26 protein-coding genes are annotated in these 25,522 nt (G+C 63.4%); 17 read left to right on the top strand and 9 right to left on the bottom strand.

Translation table 11 applies throughout. The annotated features are described in order from the left end of the window. Positions 1-3 precede the first annotated feature (3 nt). From IF204_RS07305 to cysE, 10 genes are all read left to right on the top strand, one after another. A complete protein-coding gene (locus IF204_RS07305) occupies positions 4-420 on the top strand; it encodes a phage major tail protein, TP901-1 family (protein WP_167638045.1) in 417 nt (138 codons plus the stop codon). Continuing rightward, the gene (locus IF204_RS07300) at positions 420-734 is read left to right on the top strand and encodes a gene transfer agent family protein (RefSeq protein WP_194095834.1); all 315 of its coding nucleotides are present in this window, start codon (positions 420-422) and stop codon (positions 732-734) included. The genes IF204_RS07305 and IF204_RS07300 overlap by 1 nt, the downstream gene beginning before the upstream one ends. Then, on the top strand, positions 734-928 hold the full coding sequence (locus IF204_RS07295; protein ID WP_194095832.1) for a rcc01693 family protein: 195 nt from the start codon (positions 734-736) through the stop codon (positions 926-928). The genes IF204_RS07300 and IF204_RS07295 overlap by 1 nt, the downstream gene beginning before the upstream one ends. Beyond that, positions 921-1,550 (top strand): phage tail tape measure protein, encoded by a 630-nt coding sequence (locus tag IF204_RS07290; RefSeq protein WP_194095831.1) that lies wholly within the window; start codon positions 921-923, stop codon positions 1,548-1,550. The genes IF204_RS07295 and IF204_RS07290 overlap by 8 nt, the downstream gene beginning before the upstream one ends. Positions 1,551-1,562: 12 nt before the next feature. Beyond that, entirely contained in the window at positions 1,563-2,192 is a 630-nt protein-coding gene (locus IF204_RS07285) for a DUF2460 domain-containing protein (RefSeq protein ID WP_194095829.1), read from the top strand. Further along, entirely contained in the window at positions 2,189-3,052 is an 864-nt protein-coding gene (locus IF204_RS07280) for a DUF2163 domain-containing protein (protein WP_194095827.1), read from the top strand. Before IF204_RS07285 ends, IF204_RS07280 begins: the two co-directional genes overlap by 4 nt. Next, positions 3,049-3,462 (top strand): NlpC/P60 family protein, encoded by a 414-nt coding sequence (locus IF204_RS07275; protein WP_194095825.1) that lies wholly within the window; start codon positions 3,049-3,051, stop codon positions 3,460-3,462. The genes IF204_RS07280 and IF204_RS07275 overlap by 4 nt, the downstream gene beginning before the upstream one ends. Further along, positions 3,462-7,316, top strand: a complete 3,855-nt coding sequence (locus IF204_RS07270; RefSeq protein WP_194095823.1) for a baseplate multidomain protein megatron — start codon at positions 3,462-3,464, stop codon at positions 7,314-7,316. The genes IF204_RS07275 and IF204_RS07270 overlap by 1 nt, the downstream gene beginning before the upstream one ends. Continuing rightward, positions 7,316-7,609 carry a DUF7742 family protein gene (locus tag IF204_RS07265; protein WP_194095821.1) on the top strand — a complete coding sequence of 98 codons (294 nt, stop codon included), beginning with the start codon at positions 7,316-7,318 and terminating at the stop codon, positions 7,607-7,609. Before IF204_RS07270 ends, IF204_RS07265 begins: the two co-directional genes overlap by 1 nt. Positions 7,610-7,691: 82 nt before the next feature. Next, positions 7,692-8,525 carry a serine O-acetyltransferase gene (gene cysE / locus IF204_RS07260; RefSeq protein ID WP_194095819.1) on the top strand — a complete coding sequence of 278 codons (834 nt, stop codon included), beginning with the start codon at positions 7,692-7,694 and terminating at the stop codon, positions 8,523-8,525. On the opposite strand, the gene IF204_RS07255 is transcribed toward cysE, so the two are convergent. Next, the gene (locus IF204_RS07255; RefSeq protein WP_194095817.1) at positions 8,522-8,851 is read right to left on the bottom strand and encodes a carboxymuconolactone decarboxylase family protein; all 330 of its coding nucleotides are present in this window, start codon (positions 8,849-8,851) and stop codon (positions 8,522-8,524) included. The two genes, cysE and IF204_RS07255, sit on opposite strands and share 4 nt — an antisense overlap. A 117-nt stretch (positions 8,852-8,968) precedes the next feature. Here IF204_RS07255 and IF204_RS07250 point away from each other — a divergent pair, with 117 nt between their 5' ends. Then, positions 8,969-9,475, top strand: coding sequence for a GNAT family N-acetyltransferase (locus tag IF204_RS07250; protein ID WP_194095815.1), 507 nt, complete (start codon positions 8,969-8,971; stop codon positions 9,473-9,475). Between the two features lie 375 nt (positions 9,476-9,850). Here the strand turns inward: IF204_RS07250 and IF204_RS07245 are convergent, their stop codons facing one another. The 6 genes from IF204_RS07245 to IF204_RS07220 form a co-directional block, all read right to left on the bottom strand. Next, on the bottom strand, positions 9,851-11,179 hold the full coding sequence (locus IF204_RS07245; RefSeq protein WP_194095813.1) for a pyruvate dehydrogenase complex dihydrolipoamide acetyltransferase: 1,329 nt from the start codon (positions 11,177-11,179) through the stop codon (positions 9,851-9,853). Between the two features lie 12 nt (positions 11,180-11,191). Beyond that, entirely contained in the window at positions 11,192-12,574 is a 1,383-nt protein-coding gene (locus IF204_RS07240) for a pyruvate dehydrogenase complex E1 component subunit beta (RefSeq protein WP_194095812.1), read from the bottom strand. Positions 12,575-12,595: 21 nt separating this feature from the next. Next, a complete protein-coding gene (gene pdhA / locus IF204_RS07235; protein WP_167638059.1) occupies positions 12,596-13,585 on the bottom strand; it encodes a pyruvate dehydrogenase (acetyl-transferring) E1 component subunit alpha in 990 nt (329 codons plus the stop codon). A 253-nt stretch (positions 13,586-13,838) separates the two neighbouring features. After that, entirely contained in the window at positions 13,839-14,141 is a 303-nt protein-coding gene (locus IF204_RS07230; protein ID WP_167638060.1) for an FtsB family cell division protein, read from the bottom strand. A 153-nt stretch (positions 14,142-14,294) separates the two neighbouring features. Next, positions 14,295-15,182, bottom strand: a complete 888-nt coding sequence (locus IF204_RS07225) for a fructose bisphosphate aldolase (RefSeq protein WP_194095810.1) — start codon at positions 15,180-15,182, stop codon at positions 14,295-14,297. Between the two features lie 115 nt (positions 15,183-15,297). Next, positions 15,298-16,479, bottom strand: coding sequence for a phosphoglycerate kinase (locus IF204_RS07220; RefSeq protein WP_194095808.1), 1,182 nt, complete (start codon positions 16,477-16,479; stop codon positions 15,298-15,300). 129 nt (positions 16,480-16,608) lie between these two features. Here IF204_RS07220 and IF204_RS07215 point away from each other — a divergent pair, with 129 nt between their 5' ends. After that, entirely contained in the window at positions 16,609-17,118 is a 510-nt protein-coding gene (locus tag IF204_RS07215) for a peptidylprolyl isomerase (protein ID WP_167638063.1), read from the top strand. After that, positions 17,111-17,665, top strand: coding sequence for a peptidylprolyl isomerase (locus tag IF204_RS07210; RefSeq protein WP_194095806.1), 555 nt, complete (start codon positions 17,111-17,113; stop codon positions 17,663-17,665). Before IF204_RS07215 ends, IF204_RS07210 begins: the two co-directional genes overlap by 8 nt. Before the next feature lie 124 nt (positions 17,666-17,789). Here the strand turns inward: IF204_RS07210 and IF204_RS07205 are convergent, their stop codons facing one another. Then, entirely contained in the window at positions 17,790-18,536 is a 747-nt protein-coding gene (locus IF204_RS07205) for a DsbA family protein (RefSeq protein ID WP_194095804.1), read from the bottom strand. A gap of 127 nt (positions 18,537-18,663) precedes the next feature. Here IF204_RS07205 and IF204_RS07200 point away from each other — a divergent pair, with 127 nt between their 5' ends. Next, the gene (locus IF204_RS07200) at positions 18,664-19,809 is read left to right on the top strand and encodes a pyridoxal phosphate-dependent aminotransferase (protein ID WP_194095802.1); all 1,146 of its coding nucleotides are present in this window, start codon (positions 18,664-18,666) and stop codon (positions 19,807-19,809) included. Next, positions 19,806-21,026, top strand: coding sequence for an N-acetylmuramoyl-L-alanine amidase (locus IF204_RS07195; RefSeq protein WP_228069111.1), 1,221 nt, complete (start codon positions 19,806-19,808; stop codon positions 21,024-21,026). Before IF204_RS07200 ends, IF204_RS07195 begins: the two co-directional genes overlap by 4 nt. Here IF204_RS07195 and IF204_RS07190 read toward each other — a convergent pair. Continuing rightward, positions 21,013-21,627 carry a class I SAM-dependent DNA methyltransferase gene (locus IF204_RS07190; RefSeq protein ID WP_194095800.1) on the bottom strand — a complete coding sequence of 205 codons (615 nt, stop codon included), beginning with the start codon at positions 21,625-21,627 and terminating at the stop codon, positions 21,013-21,015. The genes IF204_RS07195 and IF204_RS07190 overlap by 14 nt on opposite strands. 195 nt (positions 21,628-21,822) lie before the next feature. On the opposite strand from IF204_RS07190, the gene IF204_RS07185 reads away from it, so the two are divergent. Continuing rightward, positions 21,823-24,297, top strand: coding sequence for a penicillin-binding protein 1A (locus tag IF204_RS07185; protein WP_228069109.1), 2,475 nt, complete (start codon positions 21,823-21,825; stop codon positions 24,295-24,297). A gap of 96 nt (positions 24,298-24,393) precedes the next feature. After that, positions 24,394-25,521: a peptide chain release factor 2 gene (prfB, locus tag IF204_RS07180; RefSeq protein WP_194095798.1), complete on the top strand. Its 1,128-nt coding sequence runs from the start codon at positions 24,394-24,396 to the stop codon at positions 25,519-25,521. The last annotated feature ends 1 nt before the right edge of the window (position 25,522 follow it).

The following is a 25,522-nucleotide window of genomic DNA, read 5'->3' as shown; positions in this document are numbered from 1 at the left end:
CCTATGGTAGCGCAGAATGGCAAAGACCTTCTGATCAAGATCGACATGACCGGCGACGGCCAGTTCGTCACCGCCGCTGGCCTGCGTGCCACGCGCATCAGCTTCAACGCCGAAACCGTCGATGTCACCTCGCTCGAAAGTCAGGGCGGCTGGCGCGAACTCTTGGGCGGTGCTGGCGTCAAATCCGCGTCCATCTCCGGCTCTGGCGTGTTCAAGGACGCCGACACCGACGAGCGCGCCCGCCAGATTTTCTTTGACGGCGTGACGCCTGAATTTCAGGTCATCATCCCCGATTTCGGCACCGTGCAGGGCGCGTTCCTGATCACCTCGATCGAATACGCGGGCAGCCACAACGGCGAAGCCACCTACGAGCTCTCGCTCGCCTCCGCTGGCGCGCTGACCTTCACGGCGGCGTCCTAATGGCGAACCCCCACGCCGGAGAGGTCGCGCTCACCATCGACGGCCAGACCCACACCTGCAAACTCACGCTCGGCGCTCTGGCCGAGCTGGAGGCGACCTTGGGCGCCGGATCGCTCCTCGATCTGGTCGCCCGGTTCGAGGCCGGTCACTACACCTCCGCCGATGTGATGGCGCTGGTCGTGGCCGGCCTGCGGGGCGGCGGCTGGCAGGGGCAGGCGTCCGATCTTCTGACCGCCGACATCGCGGGCGGCCCCATCGGCGCGGCCCGCGCGGCAGCCCAGATGCTCGCCCGCGCTTTCACGCCGCCCGCCTGATGGATTGGGCGGGTCTCCTCAGGGTCGGTCTGCGCCTCCTGCGCCTCAAACCGGCCGAGTTCTGGGCGCTCACGCCTGCCGAGTTGATGCTCATGCTCGGCACCGAAGCCGCCACGCCCTCCATGGGCCGCGACCGCCTGTCAGAGCTGTCGCGCCTCTATCCCGACACCCCGAACGGAGGGCCAGATGCCTGACTTCGACGACCTTGATGACCAGCTTGCGGACACCTCCGCCATGACCAGCGCGTTCGGCGACGAACTGCGCGGGCTTCGTAGCACCCTGTCCGACACAACCCGTGACCTCGCGGGCCTCGAACGCGGGCTCTCCACCGGCCTGCGCAAAGCCTTCGACGGCGTGATCTTCGACGGGCAAAAGCTCGGCGACGCGCTCACGGGCCTTGCCCAGCAGCTTGGCAAAACCGTCTACAACAGCGCGATGAAGCCCGTCACCGACCACTTCGGCGGTCTCATGGCGGACGGCGTCGGCGCGCTGGTGTCCGGCATTCTGCCCTTTGCCAATGGCGCGCCGTTCTCCCAAGGCCGCGTTATGCCCTTTGCCAAGGGCGGCGTGGTCAGCAGCCCCACCACCTTCGCCATGCGCGGCGGCACAGGCCTGATGGGAGAAGCCGGGCCAGAGGCCATCATGCCCCTCACGCGCGGCGCCGATGGTCGTCTCGGCGTGCGTGCGCAGGGCGGCGGGTCCGTCAACGTGACCATGAACATCACCACGCCCGACGTGCAGGGCTTTGCCCGCAGCCGCGACCAGATCGTCGCCCAGATGTCCCGCGCCTTGGGCCGCGGCCAGCGCAACCGCTAAGGAGACCCCGCCATGTTCCACGACGTGCGCTTTCCCGCATCGCTTTCCTTCGGCTCCGTCGGCGGTCCCGAACGCCGGACCGAGGTCGTGACCCTCGCCAACGGCTATGAGGAGCGCAACAGCCCGTGGGCGCACTCGCGCCGCCGTTATGACGCGGGTGTGGGCCTGCGCTCGCTCGATGACGTTGAGGCACTGATCGCGTTTTTCGAAGCCCGCCGCGGCCAGCTATTCGGCTTTCGCTGGAAGGACTGGAGCGACTACAAATCCTGCCTTCCGTCGATGGAGCCAAGCGGCCTCGACCAGCACATCGGCACGGGCGACGAAGTCACCACGACCTTCCAACTGGTCAAGCGCTACGCCTCCGGCCACGTCACCTATGACCGCCCCGTGACCAAGCCCGTGCTGGGCACCGTGCTCGTCACCATCGACGGTATCTCGCAGTCGGAAAGCATAGATTATACAGTCGATTACACGGCGGGCCTCATCCAGTTTACCCACGCACCCGATGTCGGCGCGGACATCCGCGCGGGCTTCGAATTCGACGTGCCCGTGCGCTTTGACACCGACCGCATCCAGACCTCCGTCGCCAGTTTTCGCGCCGGAGACGTCCCCGCAGTTCCCGTGGTGGAGGTCCGCGTATGACCCTGTCCGAGCATCTGAAAACCGGCATCACCACCGTCGCCCGCGCATGGGCCGTCACCCGCAAGGACGGCCTCGTTCTGGGCTTCACCGACCATGACCGCGACCTCGCGTTCGACGGCATCACCTTCCGCGCAGGCGCTGGCCTCACCGCCCGCGCGCTCGAACAATCGACGGGCCTTTCGGTCGATAATTCCGAGGCGATCGGCACCCTCTCGGACGCCGCCATCACCGACGACGACATCGCCGCTGGACGCTACGACGGCGCGGGCGTCACCTTCTGGCACGTCAACTGGGCCGACACCGCGCAGCGCAAGCTCGTCTTTCGCGGCCTGATCGGAGAGATCCGCCGCGCCGGTCCCGAGTTCCAAGCCGAACTGCGCGGCCTCGCCGAGGCGCTGAACACTCCCCAAGGCCGCATCTACCAACGCGATTGCAGCGCCGTTCTGGGCGATGCGCAGTGCCGCGTGGACACCACCGACGAGGCGTTCACCGTCACCGCCACGCCGACACAGATCACCACCACCGAGCTCACCTTCACCGGCCTCGACACCTACGCCCCACGCTGGTTCGAAAAGGGCAGCCTCACAGTCCAGGATGGCCCCGCCAAGGGCCTCATAGGCCTTATCAAAGCCGACCGCTTCACCGGCCTTGGCCGTACGATGGAGCTGTGGGAGCCGATCCGCACTCTCGGCCTGCACGAGGTCCGCCTCACCGCAGGTTGCGACAAGCGCATGTCCACCTGCCGCTACAAATTCGCGAACCTGAAGAATTACCGCGGTTTTCCGGACATCCCCGGTGACGACTGGCTGATCTCCAGCCCGCTGCGCGCAGGTAATCACAACGGCGGCTCGCTGCGATGATCGTGGCAGAGGCCCGCCGCTGGATCGGCACCCCGTACCGCCATCAGGCAAGCTGCCTCGGCGCGGGCTGCGATTGCCTCGGCCTGATACTCGGCGTCTGGCAGGCGCTCATCGGCCCGCTCCCGCAGGACATTCCGCCCTATGCTGCGGGCTGGACGGGGGCGGATGACCTCATGCCCGCGCTCGCCCGCCACCTGACCCCGAAAACGCAGGCAGACGCAGGCGACATCCTCCTGTTCCGCATGAAAGACGGCCAGCCCGCCCGCCACGCCGCGATCCAGTCGGCCACCGGCGAGGACGCCGCCTTCATCCATTCCTGCTCCGGTCACGGCGTTGTCGAAAGCCGCCTGACACCCCCTTGGGCCCGCCGTATCGCGGCCCGTTTCGCATTCCCTAAAGGAGACATCTGATGGCCACTCTGGTTCTTGCAGCGGCAGGCTCCGCAATCGGCGGCGCAGTGGGCGGCACGGTGCTCGGCCTTTCGGCCGCCGCGCTCGGTCAGGCGGCAGGGGCCGCATTGGGTCAGATGATCGACGAGCGGCTCCTCGGCGGCTCCCAAGCGGTCGAGACGGGCCGCATCGACCGTCTGCGCCTGACCTCCGCCAACGAAGGCTCCGTCATCCCGCAAATCTACGGCCGCACCCGCGTCGCGGGCCAAGTCATCTGGGCGACCCGTTTTCTCGAGGACCAGACAACCACCGGCGGCGGCAAGACCGCGCCCTCCGTCACCGAATACAGCTACACCGTCAGCCTCGCCATCGCGCTCTGCGAAGGCGAGATTTCGGGCATCGGCCGCATCTGGGCCGACGGGGCCGAGATCGCCAGCGACGACCTCACCATCCGCACCTACAAAGGCACCGAAACCCAGCGCCCCGATCCCCGCATCGAAGCGGTCGAGGGGCAGGGCGCGGCTCCCGCCTATCGCGGCACGGCCTACGTGGTGATCGAGGACATGCCCCTTGGCCGCTTCGGCAACCGCGTCCCCCAGCTGTCGTTCGAGGTTTTCCGCCCCTCCGCCTCGGACGAGGTCGCGGACATGGTAAACGGCGTCGCCCTGATCCCCGGTACCGGCGAATACGCCCTCGCCACGACGCCTGTGACCGCTGAAACCGGCCTCGGCGCCTACCGCTCGCTCAACATCAACTCCCCCTCGGGCAAGTCCGATCTGGAGACCTCGCTCGACGCCCTCGAATGCGAGCTGCCGAACGCGAAAAACGTGTCGGTAATCGTGTCGTGGTTCGGCAATGACCTACGCTGCGGGGAGTGCCGCATCGGCCCGCGCGCCGAAAATGACGAGGCAGACCCCGAGGCGATGCCGTGGACCGTCTCCGGCGCGGACCGCACCGCCGCTGGACTGGTCCCCTTTGACGGAGGCCGCGCGGTCTACGGCGGCACGCCCTGCGATGCCTCCGTGATCGAAGCCATCCGCGCGATCAAAGCGCGCGGCATGGCCCCGATGTTCTACCCCTTCATCCTGATGGAGCAGATGGGGGACAACACACTCCCCGACCCGTGGGGCGGCGACACCCAGCCCGCGCTGCCGTGGCGTGGCCGTATCACCACCAGCCTCGCGCCGGACCAGCCTGGAAGTCCTGATGGCACGCGAACCGCCCGTGACGAAGTGGACGCTTTCTTCGGAAACGCGCAGGTGTCCGATTTCGCACTGAGCGGCGATCGGGTCACCTATACCGGCCCGCTTGAGTGGTCTTATCGCCGCTTCATTCTGCACTACGCGCACCTCTGTGCCATCGCAGGCGGCGTGGCATCATTCTGCATCGGCTCCGAGATGAGGAGTCTCACGCAAATCCGCGATAACAAAGGATTTCCTGCCGTCGAGCATCTGCGCCAACTCGCTGCCGATGTCCGCGAAATCCTCCCCGATACGCAGATCGGCTACGCCGCCGACTGGTCGGAATATCACGGCTACCAGCCCGCAGGCACCGCCGACAAGCTCTTCCACCTCGACCCGCTCTGGGCCGATCAGAACGTCGAATTCATCGGCATCGACAACTACATGCCGCTCTCCGATTGGCGCGACGGGAACGACCACGCCGACGCCGCGTGGGGCGCGATTCACAACGTAAATTACCTTGCCGCCAACATCGAAGGCGGCGAGATGTACGACTGGTTCTACCACTCGCCCGAGGCCCGCGACGCCCAGATACGCACCCCGATCACCGACGGCTTGAACGAGCCGTGGATCTGGCGCGCCAAGGACATCCGGAACTGGTGGCTGAACCCGCACCACGACCGCGTGGACGGTGTCCGCTCGGACACCCCGACAGCGTGGGAGCCGCAGAGCAAACCGATCGTTTTCACTGAGCTCGGCTGCGCCGCCATCGACAAGGCGACCAACCAGCCGAACAAATTCCTCGACCCGAAATCCTCGGAAAGCTCGCTGCCGCATTACTCGAACGGCGGGCGCGATGACCTGATCCAGACGCAATACCTGCGCGCCATGCACGGCCACTACGGGCAGGCGGCGAACAACCCTGTCTCGCCGCTTTACGACGGCCCCATGGTCGACATGACCCGCGCCCACGTCTGGGCGTGGGACAGTCGCCCGTTCCCGCATTTCCCCGCGAACGCTGCCGTCTGGGCGGACGGTGACAACTACGCGCGCGGTCACTGGCTGAACGGTCGCGCGGCGTCGCGCACCTTGGCCTCCGTCGTGACCGAGGTCTGCGCCCGCTCTGGCATGACGGACGTGGACACCAGCCGCCTCTACGGCATCGTGCGGGGCTATGCCTCGGACGCGCTGACCGCACGCGCAGTGCTGCAACCACTGCAACTGGCGTTCGGCTTCGACGTGGTGGACCGTGACGGCAAGCTGACGTTCATCTCCCGCACCACGGCGACCGGAGAAGCCCTCGACGAAAACCTCCTCGCCTTGCCCGACGATGCCGCCACCGCCGTCGAGCGCTCCCGCTCGTCCGAGGCCGAGGTCGCAGGCCGCATCCGTCTGGGCTACGTGGAAAGCGGCGGCGACTATCAGGACCGCAGCGCAGAGGCGATCCACGCCGACGACACCACACGCACCGCGTCCCGCAACGAACTGCCCCTCGTCCTGACGGCGGGCGAGGCTGGGCAGATCGCCGACCGCTGGCTGTCGGAGGCCCGCGTCGCCCGCGAGGTGCTTCGTTTCGCGCTGCCCCCGTCGCAAAGCCACCTCGGCGCGGGGGATACGGTCAGCCTGAACGGCATCAGCTACCGCATCGACCGCATTACCCACGCAGGGCTGGCCGAGGTCGAAGCGGTCCAGATTTCCCCCAACATCTACGCGCCGTCGCCCGCGACCGACGACGTGGTGACGATGCGCGATTTCGTGGCGCCTGTGCCTGTGACGGGCCTGTTCCTCGACCTGCCGATCATGGACGATGAGGCACCGCACACCCCGCATTTCGCAGCATTAGGCGTCCCGTGGCCGGGGGCGGTGTCGCTCTGGCATGGGGAGGATGACGAGGATTACACGCTCGCGCAGACGCACTACAAATCCGCCATCGCGGGAACGTTGCTAGATGACCTGCCGCCAGCGGGCAGCGCCACGTGGGATCGCGGGCCTGCGGTGCGGATCAAACTGGCGAAGGGCGGTCTATCCTCGCGCAAGGTGGCGGGGCTGCTGAGCGGGAAGAACCTCGCCGCTGTGGGCGACGGCTCCACGGGCGGTTGGGAGCTGCTTCAGTTCCGCAAGGCGACGCTGGTGGCCCCCGACACCTACGCGATTGAAACGCGGCTCAGAGGGCGCTTCGGCACCGATGATATAGCGCTACACGGTCACGAGGCGGGCAGTCTCTTCGTGCTGATCGACAAGGCCGTGCAGCCTGTCGATTACCCCGAAACCCTGCGCGGGGTGGCGCGGCATTACCGCTTTGGCCCCGCAACCCGTGCACTCGACGATCCCGCCTACCGCCATGTCGAGGTCGCTTGCGAGGGCCGCGGCCTGCGACCCTATGCGCCCTGTCATTTGCGGCAGACTGCTGACCCCGGCGGTGGGCACCGGATCACGTGGATCAGGCGCACGCGTCTGGGCGGAGACGATTGGGCGGGAACCGATGTGCCGCTGTCAGAGGAGAAGGAGGAATACCGCCTCCGCATCTGGGTGGACGGGCGGATGACCCGCGAAGAGGTCACGAACGCGCCCGCTTGGCACTACGAATCCCACCTGATGCAGGCCGACTCGGCCATGCAGGGATATGACGTCGAACTGGCGCAAATGTCCGCCCGTTTCGGCGCGGGCGCGGCGCGATACCTGAAGGTCGCGTAATGCGGCCCGTCATTCTGGCGGATCTGGAGGCGGTGGCGAGCGTTCTGCTCGCCGCCCCGAAGGAGCATTGGCGGACCCTCGCGCTGGCCATTATCGAGGCCGCGCGGATCGCTGATAAATACCGCAAGAACACCGGAAAACGTCATCCACATTGGGGAAACGGCTCGCTTGTCGATGCCGTGCAAACCCGTACGCGGGCCGATCTGCCGCGTCCGGGTGATCCGGCCTACCTCAGCGCCGTACAATGTGTAGTGAGTGCCGTTCTGGAACGGCGTGACCATAACTTTCGGTGAACAGGCCCATCACGGGTTTGAACTTTCGCCGAGGGGGCTATCTGGTGTAAAAGGCCGCAGAAGATAAACGTGGAGCCGCGCTATGGCAAAACCGAACCTGAACCTCGCTCATGTCGATCCCGTCTGGGACCGTATCTGCCAAGAGGCGGAAAATGCGATCCTCGAAGAGCCGCTCATGGGCAGCCTTCTGCATCAGGGTGTGCTGCACCATCCCACGTTCCAGGACGCGCTGGCCTACCGCATCGCGATGAAGCTCGCCTCGTCCGAGATGTCGGAGCAGCTGCTGCGCGAGATCGCCGACAACGTCTACGAGAACGATCCGGATATCGTTTCTGCCGCCCGCGCGGACCTCGTGGCGACGGTCGAGCGTGATGCCGCGACGCACCGTCTTCTCCAGCCGCTTCTGTACCACAAGGGTTATCAGGCCGTGCAGGCGTACCGCCTCGGTCATTCGCTGTGGAATCAGGGCCGCAAGGATCTGGCGTATTTCCTCCAGATGCGTGTGTCGGAAACCTTTGGCGTCGATATCCACCCCGCCGCACGTATCGGCCGCGGCCTGATGATCGACCACGCGCATTCGATCGTGATCGGCGAAACCGCTGTCGTTGGTGACAACGTGTCGATGCTGCACTCGGTGACGCTCGGCGGAACCGGTAAGGAAGAAGAAGACCGTCACCCGAAAATCGGTGACGGCGTTCTGATCGGTGCCGGTGCCAAGGTTCTGGGCAACATCCGCATCGGCAACCGCAGCCGCATCGCGGCCGGTTCGGTCGTTCTGCACGAAGTGCCGTGCTGCAAGACCGTGGCCGGTGTTCCGGCCAAGATCGTGGGCGAAGCGGGCTGCGATCAGCCGTCGGTGTCGATGGATCAATTGCTCAACAAGTGCGCCGGACAGCAGTCCAAGTACGAAGGTTAAAGCTGGTCGAAGGCCTCCAGCGCCTTCATCCCGTACATATAGCCGGGGCCACCGCCCATAAGGATCGCGACAGAGACCATCTCTGCGACTTCCTCCTTGGTGGCGCCGGCTTTTTTTGCGCCCTGCATGTGAAATCCTATGCAGTCGCCGCAGTGGGTCACGATCCCCACGAGCACCGCCATCAGTTCCTTGGTTTTGACGTCCAGCGCACCTTCCGACAGGGCGGCGTGGTGCATCTGCGTGAACGCTTTGCCCGCATCGGGATGCATTTTGCGAAAATCGCGGGTGAGGGCGGCGGTGTTGGCCAGCTCGGGCTTCCAATCCATGTTCGTCTCCGTTCATATCTGTTGGTTGCTGAGTACCACCGGCGAGTCGCCTCGCCTTTGCGTTAAATCAAACTTTTCAAATATTTCGGGGCCGCTGCGCCCATGACGGGGAAGACCATGGACATTCGTGATGCCGTACAGAGTGACGCGCCTCTGCTCGCCCAGATCTGGAACGATGAAGTCGACGGCGGCACTGCGCTGTGGACGACCGAAAAGGTCGACGTGGCGAACCGCGAACAGTTCCTCAAAGACCGCGCGGCGCTGAATTGTCCGGTGTTCATCGCAGAGGTGGACGGCAAGCCCGCTGGCTATTCCAGCTACGGCCCGTTCCGTCCCAAGGACGGCTATGACCTCAGCGTTGAGCATTCGGTCTATGTGCTGCCCGAATTCCAAGGGCAGGGCATCGGTCCCGTCCTCATGCAAAAGGTCATCGACCACGCCCGCGAAACGGGTCGTCACGTGATGATCGGCGCCATCGCGGCAGAGAACAAAGGCTCGATCCGCCTGCACGAACGCATGGGCTTTGTCGAAACCGGACGGATGCCGCAGGTCGGCAAGAAGTTCGGCCGCTGGCTCGATCTGGTGCTGATGCAACTGACGCTGGATGACCGCCCCGCGCCGTAAAACAAAAACGCGCCTCCGGCGAGGAAACCGGAGGCGCTAGGTCGCCGCTGAAAGATTGGGACACAGCGGCTAACAGGGGGGCTCATATGCACGCCTCCTCGATCCTCAGTCGGATGAAGGGGAAAGAGCAGGGTGTGGGGCCCTTTCCCCTCTTTGCGATGGACCTGCCTGACCGCCATGCAGAAACGGCTGGGTGGGGCATCGCAGTACCGAAGCACTCGTTAAACGACTGCATTTCGAAGAGACGCCCTTGATACGTGCGGGCGGCGTGGTTCCGTCGCGATTTTCGGGATTAATTTCAGAAAATTAGCGAAGGCCACCTACAAACGAAAAAGCCCCGCCGGAGCGGGGCTTTCGCGTGGAATGTCGGGAAGTTTACGCCAGCATGGCGATCGGGTTCTCGAGGTTTTCCTTGATGGCGTTCAGCAGGTTCGCACCCAGCGCACCGTCGATCACACGGTGGTCGACCGAGAGCGTGACGGACATGACCGTCGCCGCTTTGATCTGGCCTTCGGCGTCCACGACCGGCTTCTTCACGCCCGCGCCAACGGCGAGGATCGCGGAGTGCGGCGGGTTGATGATGGCGTCGAAGTTGTCGATGCCGAACATGCCGAGGTTGGAGATCGCGAAGGAACCGCCTTGATATTCGTGCGGTGCCAGCTTGCGATCACGCGCACGCTTGGCGAGGTCCTTCATCTCTGCCGAGAGGGCCGAGAGCGACTTGCTGTCCGAGTCCTTGAGGACCGGCGTGAACAGACCGCCTTCGATGGCGACGGCAACTGCAACGTCCGACTTCTTGAACTTCAGGGTACGGTCGCCAGCCCAGACGGCGTTGGCTTCCGGAACCTGCTGGAGCGCAAGGGCACAGGCCTTGATGATGAAGTCGTTGACCGACAGCTTCACACCGCGGTCGCCGAGCTTGGCATTGAGCTGCGAGCGGAAGGCCAGCAGTTCGTCCAGTTCGATGTCGCGGCGCAGGTAGAAGTGCGGGACCGACTGCTTGGCCTCGGTGAGGCGGGCAGCGATGGTCTTGCGCATACCGTCGAGTTTGACCTCTTCGTAGTCGGTGCCTTCGTACATCTTGAGCACAGCTTCGGTCGACGGACCCGATGCAACGGCGGCAGCCGGAGCGGCCTTCGGTGCGTCTGCCTTGGCGGCAGCGGGGGCGTCGGCTTTCGGCGCGGCGGTGGCGTTCTCCACGTCGGCCTTAACGATGCGGCCCTTCGGACCCGAGCCCGAAATGGCGGTCAGGTCGAGACCCTTCTGCGCGGCGATGCGGCGGGCGAGGGGCGATGCGAAGATACGCTCCCCGTCCTTCTTCGGTGAAGCCGGAGCCGGTGCGGCATCGTCCTTGGCCGGAGCCGAGGTGGCGACTGCCGGCGTGGCAGCCTCCGCGATGGCCTTGTCGGTTGCCGGAGCGTCGCCGCCGGGGGTGCTGACCTTGATGTCGTCGGCGCTTTCGCCTTCTTCGAGCATGACGGCGATCGGGGTGTTGACCTTCACGCCTTCGGTGCCCTCTGCGATGAGGATCTTGCCGACGACGCCTTCGTCAACGGCTTCGAATTCCATCGTCGCTTTGTCGGTTTCGATCTCTGCGATCACGTCGCCGGAGGAGACGGTGTCACCCTCTTTGACGTTCCACTTTGCCAGCGTGCCTTCCTCCATGGTGGGGGACAGGGCGGGCATGAGAATTTCGATTGCCATGTCTCTGTCTCCTTAGCGGTAGGTCACTTGTTTCACAGCGTCGATCACCTCTTGGGTGGTGACGAGCGCGTGCTTTTCGAGGTTCGCAGCATAGGGCATCGGAACGTCCTTGCCGGTGCAGTTCAGGACCGGAGCGTCGAGGTAATCGAACGCGTGGGTCATGACGTAGGCCGACAGGTGGTTGCCGATGGAGCCGACGGGCCAGCCTTCTTCGACGGTGACCATGCGGTTGGTCTTCATGACCGAAGCCAGCACGGTGTCATAGTCCAGCGGACGCAGGGTGCGCAGGTCGATGACTTCGGCGTCGATGCCTTCTTCGGCCAGCTTTTCAGCAGCTTCCATGGCGTAGGTCATGCCGATACCGAACGAGACGATGGACACGTCCTTACCCTGCTTGGCGACGCGCGCCTTGCCGAGCGGAACGGTGTAGTCCTCGATCTCCGGCACGTCGAAGGACTTACCGTAGAGGATCTCATTTTCGAGGAAGATGACCGGGTTCGGGTCACGGATGGCCGACTTCATCAGACCTTTGTAGTCCGACGCGGTGTAGGGCATCACGACCTTGAGGCCGGGGATCATCGAGTACCAAGCGGCGTAGTCCTGGGAGTGCTGGGCGCCAACGCGGGCAGCTGCACCGTTCGGACCACGGAACACCATCGGAGCACCCATCTGGCCGCCGGACATATAAAGCGTCTTGGCTGCCGAGTTGATCAGGTGGTCGATGGCCTGCATGGCAAAGTTGAAGGTCATGAATTCCACGATCGGACGCAGACCCGCAAAGGCGGCGCCAGTGGCGATACCTGCAAAGCCGTGCTCGGTGATCGGGGTGTCGATGACGCGGCGTGCGCCGAATTCATCCAGCAGACCCTGGGAGATTTTGTAGGCGCCTTGGTATTCGGCGACTTCTTCACCCATCAGGAACACGCGGTCGTCGCTGCGCATTTCTTCGGCCATCGCGTCGCGGAGTGCTTCGCGGACGGTCTGGGTTTTGACGGACGTGCCTTCCGGCCAGTCCGGTGTCAGGTCGAGCTGCGGGACGTCCTTGGCAGGAGCGGCAGCAGCAGGAGCCGAGGCGTGGGTTTCAGCAGGCGCTTCTTCTTTCTTTTCCGCCGGAGCGGAGGAGGAGGATGCGACGGCTGCGTCGGCGTCTTCGCCTTCTTCGAGCAGAACGGCGATGGCGGTGTTGACCTTCACGCCTTCGGTGCCTTCGGCGATCAGGATCTTGCCCATGATGCCTTCGTCGACCGCTTCGAATTCCATCGTGGCCTTGTCGGTCTCGATTTCAGCGATGATGTCACCGGCGGAAACGGTGTCACCTTCTTTTTTCAGCCACTTGGCCAGAGTGCCTTCTTCCATCGTCGGAGAGAGGGCGGGCATCAGAATTTCGGTTGCCATGGTGTGTAATCCTCCCTCGACTTACGCGTAAATGTCCGTCCACAGCTCTTCGAGCGCGGGTTCGGGGCTTTCTTTCGCGAATTCAGCCGAAGCGTTCACGACGTCCTTGATTTCTTTGTCGATGGCCTTGAGGTCTTCCTCGGTGGCGTGGTTGCCGGTGAGGAGCATCGAACGGATACCCTCGATCGGGTCACGCTCTTCGCGCATCTTCTGCACTTCCTCGCGGGTCCGGTATTTGGCCGGGTCCGACATGGAGTGACCGCGGTAGCGGTAGGTTTTGACTTCGAGGATGTAGGGGCCTTTGCCTGCGCGGCAGTGGGCGACGGCGCGCTCGCCGGCTTCCTTCACTGCGAGGACCGACATGCCGTCAACCTCTTCGCCAGCGATGCCGTAAGCCTTGCCGCGCTCGAAGAGCGACGGGGACTTGGTCGAGCGGGCGACCGAAGTGCCCATGGCGTACTGGTTATTCTCGATCACGAAGACGACCGGAAGATCCCACAGCTGCGCCATGTTGTAGGTCTCGTAGACCTGACCCTGGTTAGCAGCGCCGTCACCGAAGTAGGTGAAGGTCACGTTGTCGGTGCCGTTGTATTTGTCGGCGAATGCGAGGCCAGCGCCGAGCGGAACCTGCGCTGCAACGATGCCGTGACCACCATAGAAATGCTTCTCTTTCGAGAACATGTGCATGGAGCCGCCTTTACCCTTGGAGTAGCCGCCTTCGCGGCCGGTCAGCTCGGCCATGACGCCGTTGGCTTCCATGCCGCAAGCCAGCATGTGGCCGTGGTCGCGGTACGAGGTGATGCGCTTGTCGCCTTCCTTGGCGGTCGCTTCGAGGCCGACGACGACCGCTTCCTGACCGATATAAAGGTGACAGAAGCCGCCGATCAGACCCATGCCGTAGAGCTGGCCTGCCTTTTCTTCGAAGCGGCGGATGAGAAGCATGTCGCGGTAGTAGCCAAGAAGCTCTTCCTTCGACACGTTAGCCTGAGGGGCTGGTTTCTTCGCGGCCATAGGTCCTCCGTCCTTTGCTGGCGAAATACAAAGTAGTTTAACTTTAAACTATCCCATACAGGATCATCCCGCTTGAGGCGAGAGTCAATGTTTGTCTGAAGCGGGAAGGTGGGTTGCATTGCACGCAAGGCAAGCATTTGCCCTTATTTCGTGCGGATATTCGCCGGAAAACAGGTCAGGGGCGCTGCCCCTCTGGCGCTGCGCGCCATTCACCCCGGGATATTTGGGGCACAAAGGTGAGGGGCGCGGGAGCTTAGCGGGTGACGACGATTTCGTCGGCGCGGATCATGCCGAGCACGTCACGGGCGCGTTCATCCAGAAGGTCGAGGTCGAGGAATTCGTCCGACAGGCGGTGGGTGAGGTTTTCCATGCGGGCAACCTCGATGTTGATCGCATCAAGGTCGGTGCGCAGATCACGGGCTTTGGCATCCACTTCGGCGCGGCGGAATACGCCGTATTCACCCTGCACGGCGGCAAAGGCGAAGTAGAGCGCGAGCATCAGCGCGCCGGTGAAGTAGATGAAGACCCCGAAACCGGGCCGTTTGCTGCGATTCATGTTTGCCTCAAGGTGCCTCTGACGGGCGGTTGAGGTCAGTTTCGCACAGGCGAATCGCTTTGTGAATCCCCCAAAAGCGCAGGATCGTTCACTTTTTTGCCTGTGATGGAAAATGTGGCCCGCAGGACTCAGGTCTTGCGGGCCTTTGTCTGCTTAGGTGATCGAAGCGGCGTAAATGCTGTCGATCGCAGTGGCGATGGTGGCGTCGAAGTCCTCGTCGGACTGCTGGGCGCTGATGCCTTCGGCCAGACCGCGCGAGAAGCTGGCGATCATGCCGTTCTGGCGGGTGAGGATATCGTTGGCCTCATCGCGGCTATAACCGCCTGACAGCGCGACGACGCGCATGACGCGCGGGTGCGCGATCAGCTCTGCGTAGACATTGTCGGTGGAGGGCAGGGAGAGTTTGAGCATCACCTGCTTGTCTGCGGGCATGGCATCCAGATGCTTGAGGATTTCGGTCTTCAGCATCTCTTCGGCTTCGACCTTGTCGGAGATGGTGATGGTAATCTCGGGCTCGAGGATCGGCATTAGGCCAGCGGCGAGGACCTGGTTGGCGACTTCGAACTGCTGATCGACGATCGCTTTGATACCGACAGGATTGGCGGCGTTGATGACCGAGCGTTCCTTGGTGCCGAAGATGCCTTTGGCGGCGGCGCGGGCGAGGAGCTCGTCGAGGCCCGGCATGGGCTTGAGAAGCTGGACGCCGTTTTCTTCGTCCATCAGGCCCTTGTCGATTTTCAGGAAGGGAACGACCTGCTTTTCGTTCCAGAGGTATTCGGCGGTCGGGGTGCCGTCGATGTCGCGGTCCATGGTCATTTCGAACAGGATTGCGCCGAGGACCTTGTCGCCGGTGAAGGCGGGGGATTTGATGATGCGTGCGCGCATGGCGTGCATCAGGTCGAACATCTCTTCTTCGGTGGAATAGGCGTCTTCGGAAATACCGTATCCGCGCAGAGCCTTGGGCGTGGAACCGCCGGACTGGTCGAGTGCTGCGATAAAGCCGCCGGCGTTGCTGACCTTGTCGGCCATCTGCGTATTCATTTGTAAAACCTCATGAAATATACATTTCCGAGGGCCCTTGGGGCCTTCACCCCGGTTGTAAGTAACCGGGGTGAAGCTATCAATTCTGGTTACGCTAACCGTTAGCGTTAAAGTGTCATTCCTGATTGAGAGCTTTGACACCGGGCAATTCCTTGCCCTCCATCCATTCGAGGAACGCACCGCCTGCGGTTGAGATGTAAGTGAAGTCCTCGGCCGCGCCTGCCTTGTTCAGCGCGGCCACGGTGTCACCGCCGCCAGCGACCGACACGAGGGTGCCTGCCTTGGTGGCTTCGGCAGCTTTCTTGGCGGCTGCGTTGGTGGCGGCGTCGAAGGGCTCGATCTCGAACGCGCCGAGCGGGCCGTTCCAGATCAGGGTCTTGGCCTTGTCGAAGATGCCGGAGATGTATTCGACGGTGGCGGGGCCTGCGTCGAGGATCATGCCGTCATCGGCCACGCTTTCGGGAACCACGGTGTCGTTCTCTGCGCCAGCTTTGAATTCCTTGGCGACGACGACGTCGCGCGGCAGGACGATCTCGCAGCCCGCTTCGTCGGCTTTCTTGAGGATGTCGCGGGCGGTGTCGGCGAGGTCATGTTCGCAGAGCGACTTGCCGACGTTGATGCCTTGGGCGGCGAGGAAGGTGTTGGCCATGCCGCCACCGATGACGAGGTGGTCGACTTTGCCGACGAGGTTGCCCAGCAGGTCCAGCTTGGTCGAGACCTTCGCGCCGCCGACGATGGCGACAACGGGGCGGGCGGGGTTGCCGAGCGCTTTGTCCAGAGCTTCGAGCTCTTCCTGCATCAGGCGGCCAGCGCAGGAGGGCAGCAGCTTGGCGACGCCTTCGGTCGAGGCGTGGGCGCGGTGCGCGGCGGAGAAAGCGTCGTTGACGTAGACATCACCGAGCGAGGCAAGGAATTTCGCCATCTCGGGGTCGTTCTTTTCCTCGCCAGCGGCGAAGCGGGTGTTTTCGACCAGAACGACGGCATCCTGCGGCAGGGCGTCGATGTCCGAGCGGGAGGGCTTCTCAACGAAGGTCACGTCGGTGCCCAAAGCGTTTTCGAGCGCGGGAACGGTGATCTTGAGCGACATTTCGGGAACGACCTGACCCTTGGGGCGGCCGAAGTGGGCGAGCATGATCGGCGTGCCGCCCTTGGCGAGGATGTCCTTGATGGTCGGCACGATGCGGTCGATGCGGGTCGTGTCGGTCACTTTGCCGTTTTCTACGGGAACATTAATGTCAACGCGGACCAATACGCGCTTACCGTCCAGTTCCATTTCGTCGAGAGTTTTCCAAGCCATAATCGCCTCCTGCATAAAATCACAGCACCGTCGTGGATAAGGTCTTTCGTCTCGGGGTCAAGGACGATCACTTGGCATTCGCGGGAACGGGCCTTATGTTTTCGCAAATAGCAAAAAAGGAGGGCCGTCGTGGCCGAAATCAAAGATCCCGAAAACACCGTCATCGTCGAACTGAAAGACGGTAATGTTGTGATCGAACTGCTGCCGGACGTCGCACCCAAGCACGCCGAGCGCATGAAGGAACTGGCGCGCGCAGGCAAGTACGACGGCGTCGTCTTCCACCGCGTGATCGACGGCTTCATGGCCCAGACCGGTGACGTTGCAAACGGCAACAAGGACAGCGACAGCTTCAACATCGGCCGCGCTGGCACTGGCGGTTCGGACCTTCCCGACCTTCCGGCTGAATTCTCCAAGCTGCCGCACGACCGCGGTACCCTTGGTGCAGCACGCTCGATGAACCCGAACTCGGCCAACAGCCAGTTCTTCATCAACTTTAAGGACAACCATTTCCTCAACGGCCAGTACACCGTCTATGGCCGCGTCATCGAGGGCATGGAACACGTCGACAAGATCGTTCGCGGCGAGCCGCCGGTCGATCCCGACAAGATGATCTCGGTCAAGGTTGCAGCCGATGCTTAAGCTCGCCGCAGCCTTTACCCTGCTGGCAGCGCCGGCGTTCGCGACCGGCCTCGACGTCACTGTCGAGGGCGAGGGCGCGAATGGCACGTTCCACATCGACCTGTTTGAGGATGTGGCACCGCAGCACGTCGAGCGCATCACCCGCCTTGCCGAAGAGGGCGCCTATGACGGCGTCGTCTTCCACCGCGTGATCGAGGGCTTCATGGCCCAGACCGGCGACGTGGAATACGGCAAGATGGGCGGCGACATGCGCCGTGCGGGCATGGGCGGTTCGGAGTATCCGGACCTTGCCGCAGAGTTCTCGGACGAGCTGAGCTTTGATCGCGGCGTGGTGGGCATGGCCCGCTCGCAGGATCCGAACTCGGCCAACAGCCAGTTCTTCATCATGTTCGAACCCGGTCCGTTCCTGAACGGTCAGTACACCATCGTCGGCGGCGTGACCGAAGGCATGGAGGTCGTTGACCAGATCAAGCGCGGCATGGGCCCGAACGGCGCGGTCATCGGCCAGCCTGACATGATGAAAACCGTCACTGTCACCGAAGAATAAGTTTTCCATCTTTGGAATACAGAGCGGGGCCCTTGCGGGCCCCGTTTTTGTTTATGGGGCAGGGGCTTTGCCCCTCTGGCGCTGCGCGCCATTCACCCCAAGGTATTTGTGTCAGAATGAAGCGTCAGTCGGCGCGCTGTTCTTCGACCGTTTGCTGCATGGCGGCCAGCGGCATGTAACCGCGGACCATCTCGTCCTCGACGACGAAGGTCGGGGTGCCGGAGATTTGCAGGATCTGGGCGAGTTCCATGTTCGCTTGCAGGACGGCGGTGACCTCGTTCGAAGTGGCTTGTTCGAGGATCGTGGCGCTGTCGAGGCCGAAGGTGTCAGCCAGTTGCGCGAGGCTGTCGGGCGTGATGTCGCCGCGGAATTCCATCAGCGTGTCGTGCACGAGTTTGTAGGTCTCGTCGTCATAAAGCTGGTGGGCGGCGATGGCGAAGCGGCTGGCGAGGACGGAGGCTTCGCCGAGGATCGGGAATTCCTTCACGATGAAGCGGATGTTGCCGTCGGATTCGATGAGTTCCTCGACCTCGGGGAACGCGCGTTTGCAGTAGCCGCAGCGGTAGTCCATGAACTCGACGATGGTGATGTCGCCGTCCGGATTGCCGCCGACCCACGAGTGGCCGTCATTATAGAGCGCGTCCATGTTGGCTTGGGCGAGGTTGCGATCCGCGACCGCTTCGGCCTGTGCCTGACGCTGTTCGAGCACGTTATAGGCTTCGATCAGAACCTCGGGGTTTTCCAGCAGGTAGGCGCGGACTTCGGCGCCAAATGCCTCGCGTTCGGCGTCGGTCATTTGGTCGATATCGGTCGCTGCGGCAGAGGTGGCAAGACCGAGGCCGAGGGCGAAGGAAAGGGCGAGGCGCTTCATAGTGTCTCCGGTTTGTGTGCTGGCGAAGTTCTGCATATGTTGCCCGTGATGTCACCCCCTCGGATTGACGCAGACGCAGGGCGAGGGCAAACAGTTGGCAGAGCAGAAGAACCATAAGAGGCAGCACATGCGGACTTCAAGGCGTGGCGCCGTTGATCCCTTTATCGTGATGGACGTCATGGAGGCCGCCCGCAAGGCGGAGGTCTCGGGGCGGCATATCATCCATATGGAAGTCGGCCAGCCTGGCACCGGTGCGCCGCGCGAAGCCGTTGAAAAGTTGCAGCGCGACATGGACGGCGGGCCGCTGGGCTACACCGTGGCGCTGGGGCTGCCGGAATTGCGCCGCCGCATCGCGCAGCATTACGGCGAGTGGTACGACGTGGACATGGACCCCGAGCGGATCGTTGTCACGGCGGGTGCGTCGGGGGCGTTCCTGCTGGCGTTCACGGCGCTCTTTGATACGGGCGAGCGCGTAGGGCTTGGTGCGCCGTGCTATCCGTCCTATCGGCAGATCCTGAAGTCTTTCGATATCACGCCCGTTGATATTCCGACCTCGCTAGAGGCGCGGTTCCAGCCGGTGCCTGGGGACGTGGCGGCGCATGATCTGCAAGGTCTCATTGTGGCGTCCCCTGCGAACCCGACGGGGACCATGCTTCGCAAGGACGAGATGGCGGCGCTTGCGGCTGCCTGTCAGGATGCGGATGCGGCGTTCATCTCGGACGAGATTTATCACGGGCTGGATTATGGCCAGAAGGCGGTGACGGCGGCGTCGGTGACTGACGAGGCTTACGTCATCAACTCGTTCTCCAAGTATTTCAGCATGACGGGCTGGCGTGTGGGCTGGATGGTCGTGCCCGAAGACCACGTGCGCGTGGTGGAGCGGATTGCGCAGAACCAGTTCATCTGTCCGTCCCACGCCGCGCAGCGGCTGGCGTTCCATGCGATGGATTGCACCGAAGAACTGGATGCCAACATCGCCACCTATGCCGCGAGCCGTCAGCTGCTCATCGACGGGTTGCCGAAGATCGGGCTGGGTAAGTTCGCGCCGCCAGAAGGAGCGTTCTATTTCTATATAGACGTGTCCGAGTACACCGATGACAGCCTCGCCTTTGCGGGGCAGATCCTTGAGGACGCGGGCGTTGCGGTGACGCCGGGGCTCGATTTCGACACGGTGGAGGGCAAGCACTGGCTGCGTCTGTCCTATGCGCGTTCGACCGAGGATATCGCCGAAGGTCTGCGCCGTCTGGGGACGTTTATGGAGGCACGCCGATGATCCGCCGTTTTATGGGCGCCGCGCTGGCTTGCGTTCTGGCAGGGCAGGTGGCTGCGCAGGATTTCACCGGCCTTGCGCGTGTGGATATGGATGAAAGCGCGGTCACGGACCTGCGGTTCGGGATCGAGGTCGATCTGGAGCTATCGCAGCCCGTGCCGTGGCGCGTGTTCACGCTCGATGATCCGATGCGGCTCGTGGTGGATTTCCGCGAGATCGACTGGCGGGGCGTCACGCAAGAGGGCCTTCAGAAGTCCACTCGTGTGACAGACCTGCGGTTCGGATCGCTCCGTCCGGGGTGGTCGCGGATGATCGTGGACCTCAAGGAGCCTCTGGCGATCGACACTGCGGGTATGGCCGTTGATCCGGTGACGAATGCGGCGGACCTGACGATCCGTCTGGCGCCGACGACCGAGGCGGAGTTCAAGGCCAGCGCCGGTGCGCCGCCCGATCCGGGTTGGGACATGATGGCGGGTGTGGACCTGAAGGCCGAAATGCCGGTCATCGACGACGGGTTGCTGACGGTGGCCATCGACCCCGGTCACGGCGGGATCGATCCGGGGGCGGAGCGGGGCGGGCTGCAAGAGGCCAACGTCATGCTGCGTCTGGGCCGCGAGGTCGCGGAGACGATCAACCGTCAGGCAGGCATGAAGGCCGTGCTGACCCGCAACGAGGATGTGTTCGTGCCGCTGGAAGAGCGAATGACCATCGCGCGGGCGGCGGGGGCGGATGTGTTCATCTCGCTCCACGCGGATGCGCTGGAGGGGGACGATGTGACTTCGGGCGCGTCGATCTACACCCTGTCTGATGATGCCGAGAGCGAAGCCTCGCAGCGCATGGCCGAGCGTCATGACCGGAGCGATCTGGTCACGGGCCTCGACCTCAGCGGTCATGACGACACCATTGCGACGGTGCTGATGGATATGGCGCGGGTCGAAACCGCGCCGAAGACCGAAGCGCTGGCCGACACGCTGATCCGGTCGCTGGGCAATACGGGGGCGTCGGTGAACTCGCGTCCGCACCGCAAAGCCTATCTGGCGGTGCTGAATGCTGCCGATTTCCCGTCGGTGCTGATCGAGGTCGGGTTCCTGTCGAACGCGGGCGACCGCTCGACGTTGGAGACGCCCGAGGGCCGTGCGCGGATCGTGGCGGGGATCGTGCTGGGGCTCCAGCGCTGGGCGGACGCCGAAGAGGCGCGCGCGCCCCTTATGCGCCAGTAAACTTGGCGAGCCAGACCGAGTGACCCCCGCAGTCGGGGTCCTCGGGTTTGAACATCAGTTCCTCGAACCCGTGGCGTGTCAGCAGATCGCGGTACGCCTCTGGCGAGAGGGACGCGTGATAGACGGCCTCTCCGACGACTTCGCCCATCTCCACGCCCTCATCGGGGCCGCTGGTAAACATCAGAATGGTGTCAGGGGCGGCGTGCTGCGCGAAGACGGCGAACATCTGCCGCTGGTCGGCGGGCGAGAGGTGGAAGAAGCTGTCCCAAGCCAGAATAGCGCTGAACGTGCGGCCAAGGTCGAGGCCACGCATGTCCGCCGTGTGCACGGTGGCGGAGGGCAGATTGTGCGTGAAGAGTTCGGTCATCCGCGGGGCACCGTCGACGCCGGTGATCTGCGCGCCTCTGTCCGCGAGATAGGTCGCAATGGGACGGCCCGAGCCGCAGCCGAGGTCCAGAACCGTGCGTTTGCCCTTGTTCCGAGGGGCGGCGGCCAGCATTCGGTCCAGCCACGCGCGTTCGGTCAGGCGGCGGTCACGGTAGCGATCCCAGTCGCCTGCGATACGGTCGTAGACCGCGAGAGTTGTTTCAGGAGTGCTCATCGTTTCCGCGGCAATAGTTGTTCGGGGCAACAGATAGCCCGACAGTCGCCCAAGGCGAAAGACGGTTAATTACCACAAATTGACCGAAGGCGTTTTGACCAGCGGATTTTTGCACCATATAAGCAGGCGACGAGCCAACGGGGGTCTATACACGTGCTTCGCTTTATTATGTCATTCTTCGGCGCCTTTTTCACTATGGCGACGCTTGGAATTGTCATGTGCGCACTGGGCCTCGGCGCAGTTTTTACGTTCTACGGCAGGGACTTACCGAGCTATCAGACGCTCGCGCAGTACACGCCGAAAACGATCTCTCGCGTTTATAACGGCGAAGGCCGCATCATCGACGAATTCGCCGCAGAGCGCCGTCTGTTCGTGCCTGCTGAAGAAATTCCGGACATTGTGAAGTACGCCTTCGTTTCGGCGGAAGACCAGAATTTCTACACCCACCCCGGTTATGACATTCGCGGCATCGTCGCGGCGGCTGTCGAGGCCGTGCAATCGCGCGGCTCGGACATCCGCGGTGCGTCGACCATCACCCAGCAGGTGATGAAGAACTTCCTGCTGTCCTCAGATCGTACCGCCGAGCGTAAGATCAAGGAACTCATCCTGTCGGTCCGCATCGAACGCGTGATGACCAAGGAGCAGATCATCGAGCTGTATCTGAACGAGATTTTCCTCGGTCAGAACTCCTACGGTGTGGCCGCTGCCGCCCAATCCTATTTCAACAAACCGCTCAGCGATCTGACGCCGGGCGAGGCTGCGTATCTGGCCGCGCTCGCGCAGCGCCCCGGTAACCTGCACCCCGTCCGCCAGTACGACGATGCGGTTGATCGCCGGAACTACGTTCTGCGCCGCATGGCCATCGACGGCTATATCTCGCAAGAGGTTTCGCAGTCCGAGCGTGACGCGCCGCTGCGCACCGTGCAGTCGGGCGACTATGACAGCTTCCGTTCGACCCTGCCGCCGCGCGGCTACTTCACCGATGAAATCCGCCGTCAGCTGTCGCGCAACTTCGGTGAGGAAGAATTCTTCTCGGGCGGTCTGTCGATCCGTGCGACCGTTGATCCCGAACTGCAAAACGAAGCCGAACTGTCGCTCCAGCAGGCGCTGGAAGAATACGACCGTGCGCGCGGCCAATGGCGCGGCACCGGCAAGACCATTGCCGCCGAAGCGCTGGCGAACGAGGCCGATTGGCGCTCCGCGCTGGCAAGCCTTGATGTGCCGCGTGACGTCGCCTTGGGCGGCCAGTGGTATCCCGCCGTCGTGCGCGCCGTCGAGGAAAACCAGCTCGTGATCGGTGTCGAGGACGTGCAGGAGACCGAGGCAGAGCCGCAGGTCGTGCCGCGCGATGACATCCAGTGGATGTCGGGCGACTTCTTTGAGAACTTTGCCGAAGGCGACGTGGTGCTGGTGCGCCGCATGACCTCGGACAGCGATGGCTCGTTCATCCGCTGGACACTGCGACAGGTTCCGCAGGTCGAAGGCGCGTTCATGGCTATGGACGTCGATACGGGCCGTGTTCTGGCGATGCAGGGCGGCTTCTCGTACCAGTCTTCGGAACTGAACCGCGCCACGCAGGCAGAGCGCCAGCCGGGTTCGGCATTCAAGCCGTTCGTCTACGCCGCCGCGCTGGATTCGGGCTATACGCCTGCGACCATCGTCGTCGACGCTCCGATCGAGATCGACACGCCGCAGGGCCTCTGGCGTCCGCAGAACGCGTCGAACCAGTACTACGGCCCGACGCCGCTGCGCACTGGTATCGAACAGTCGCGTAACCTTATGACCATCCGTCTGGCGCAGGAAGTCGGCATGGATGTCGTGAAGGAATACGCCGAGCGTTTCGGCGTCTATGACAACATGGGTCCGTACCTGTCGGCATCGCTGGGTGCGGAGGAAACCACGCTCTACAAGCTGGTCGGTGCCTACGCCATGTTCGCCAACGGCGGCGAGCGTGTGGAGCCGACCCTCGTTGACCGTGTGCAGGACCGCTACGGCGACACCGTCTACCGTCACGAGAGCCGCACCTGTGTCGACTGTACCATCCCGCAACTTCCCGCAGGTGACGCGCCGCAGATCGACTCCAACCGCGACCGCATCATGAACGCTGTGACCGCGTACCAGCTGACCTCGATGCTGCAGGGCGTTGTGCAGCGCGGTACCGCGTCGCGCACCGTTAACCTGCCGGTTCCGACTGCTGGTAAAACCGGTACCACCAACGACTCCAAGGACGTGTGGTTCGTCGGCTTCACCTCGAACATCGTCGCGGGCTGCTACATCGGTTACGACACCCCGCGTTCGCTGATCGGCGGCTCGGGCGGCGGTTTCTGTGGCCCTGTATTCCAGCGCTTCATGGAAAAAGCCATCGTGACCTACGGCGGCGGCCCGTTCGAAGTGCCGGACGAGTGTAACTTCATCAACATCGACCGCTTCACCGGCGCCCGCCTGTCGGACGGCGCATCGGGTGAGAACGTGGTGCGCGAATGTTTCCGCGGCGGCGAAGAGCCCCTGTTCGGTATCCAGTTTGACGGCGGCTTTGCCGTGTCGGCCGACCTGCCGCTGGTGGACGAAGTTCCCCAGGCCACCCGTCAGGTCCGCAGCTCGGATGGCGGCACCGCGACCGTGGGTCCGAACGCCTCCTTCGGCACACTGTCGTCGGGCGGTCTGTACTGATCGCCTTGCCCGCAGGCCGAATGAACGCTAAGACGCGTTGATCCTGAAGGGGCCGTCCCGCACGGCCCCCATTCCCAGACTGACAAGAGTAGAACAATGCGCGCCGAAACGCAGAACATCGTGAACGCCATCGAAAAGTCGCTCGCCCTGCTGGCGCAGCGGATGGACTGGGAAACTGCGGCCTACCGGCTTGAAGAATTCAACGCCCGCGTCGAAGACCCGACCCTCTGGGACGATCCGGATGCGGCGCAGAAACTCATGCGCGAGCGCCAGATGCTCGTCGATGCCATGGATAACTACAAAGGCATCAAGCAGGAGATGGACGACAACATCGAGCTCATCGAACTGGGCGAGATGGAAGATGACGCCGAAGTGGTCAAGGACGCCGAAAACGCGCTGAAGGCGCTGAAGGAAACCGCTGCCCAGAAGGAGCTCGAAGCGCTTCTGGACGGCGAGGCCGACGGCAACGACACCTTCCTCGAAGTCCACTCGGGCGCTGGCGGTACGGAGTCCTGTGACTGGGCGTCGATCCTTGCCCGCATGTACGTCCGCTGGGCGGAAAAGAAGGGCTACAAGGTCGAGATGCAGTCCGAAACACCGGGTGAAGAAGCAGGCATCAAATCCGTCACCTATAAGATCAGCGGCCCGAACGCTTACGGCTGGCTGAAGTCGGAATCGGGCGTGCACCGTCTGGTGCGTATTTCGCCCTACGACTCGGCTGCGCGCCGTCACACCTCGTTCAGCTCGGTCTGGGTCTATCCCGTCGTCGACGACAACATCGAGATCGACGTTCAGGCCAATGACATCCGCATCGACACCTACCGTTCGTCCGGTGCAGGCGGTCAGCACGTCAACACCACCGACTCGGCGGTGCGTATCACGCACATCCCGACCGGCATCGTTGTGACCTCGTCGGAAAAGTCGCAGCACCAGAACCGCGATATCGCGATGAAGGCCCTGAAGTCGCGCCTCTACCAGATGGAGCTCGACCGCCGCAACGCCGACATCAACGCCGCTCACGAAGCCAAGGGCGACGCGGGTTGGGGTAACCAGATCCGTTCCTACGTGCTTCAGCCGTACCAGATGGTCAAAGACCTGCGCACCAGCTATGAAACCTCGGACACCCAAGGCGTGCTGGACGGCGACCTTGACGGCCTGATGGGCGCGACCCTGTCGATGGGCGTTGCGGGTATGTCCCGCGCCGACGCCAACGCCGAGGACTAAG

Origin of the sequence: Marivivens aquimaris (assembly GCF_015220045.1) — a bacterium.
GTDB lineage: Bacteria > Pseudomonadota > Alphaproteobacteria > Rhodobacterales > Rhodobacteraceae > Marivivens > Marivivens aquimaris.
The sequence above is the reverse complement of the archived record's forward strand: the minus strand, read 5'-3'. Positions and strand labels throughout refer to the sequence as shown.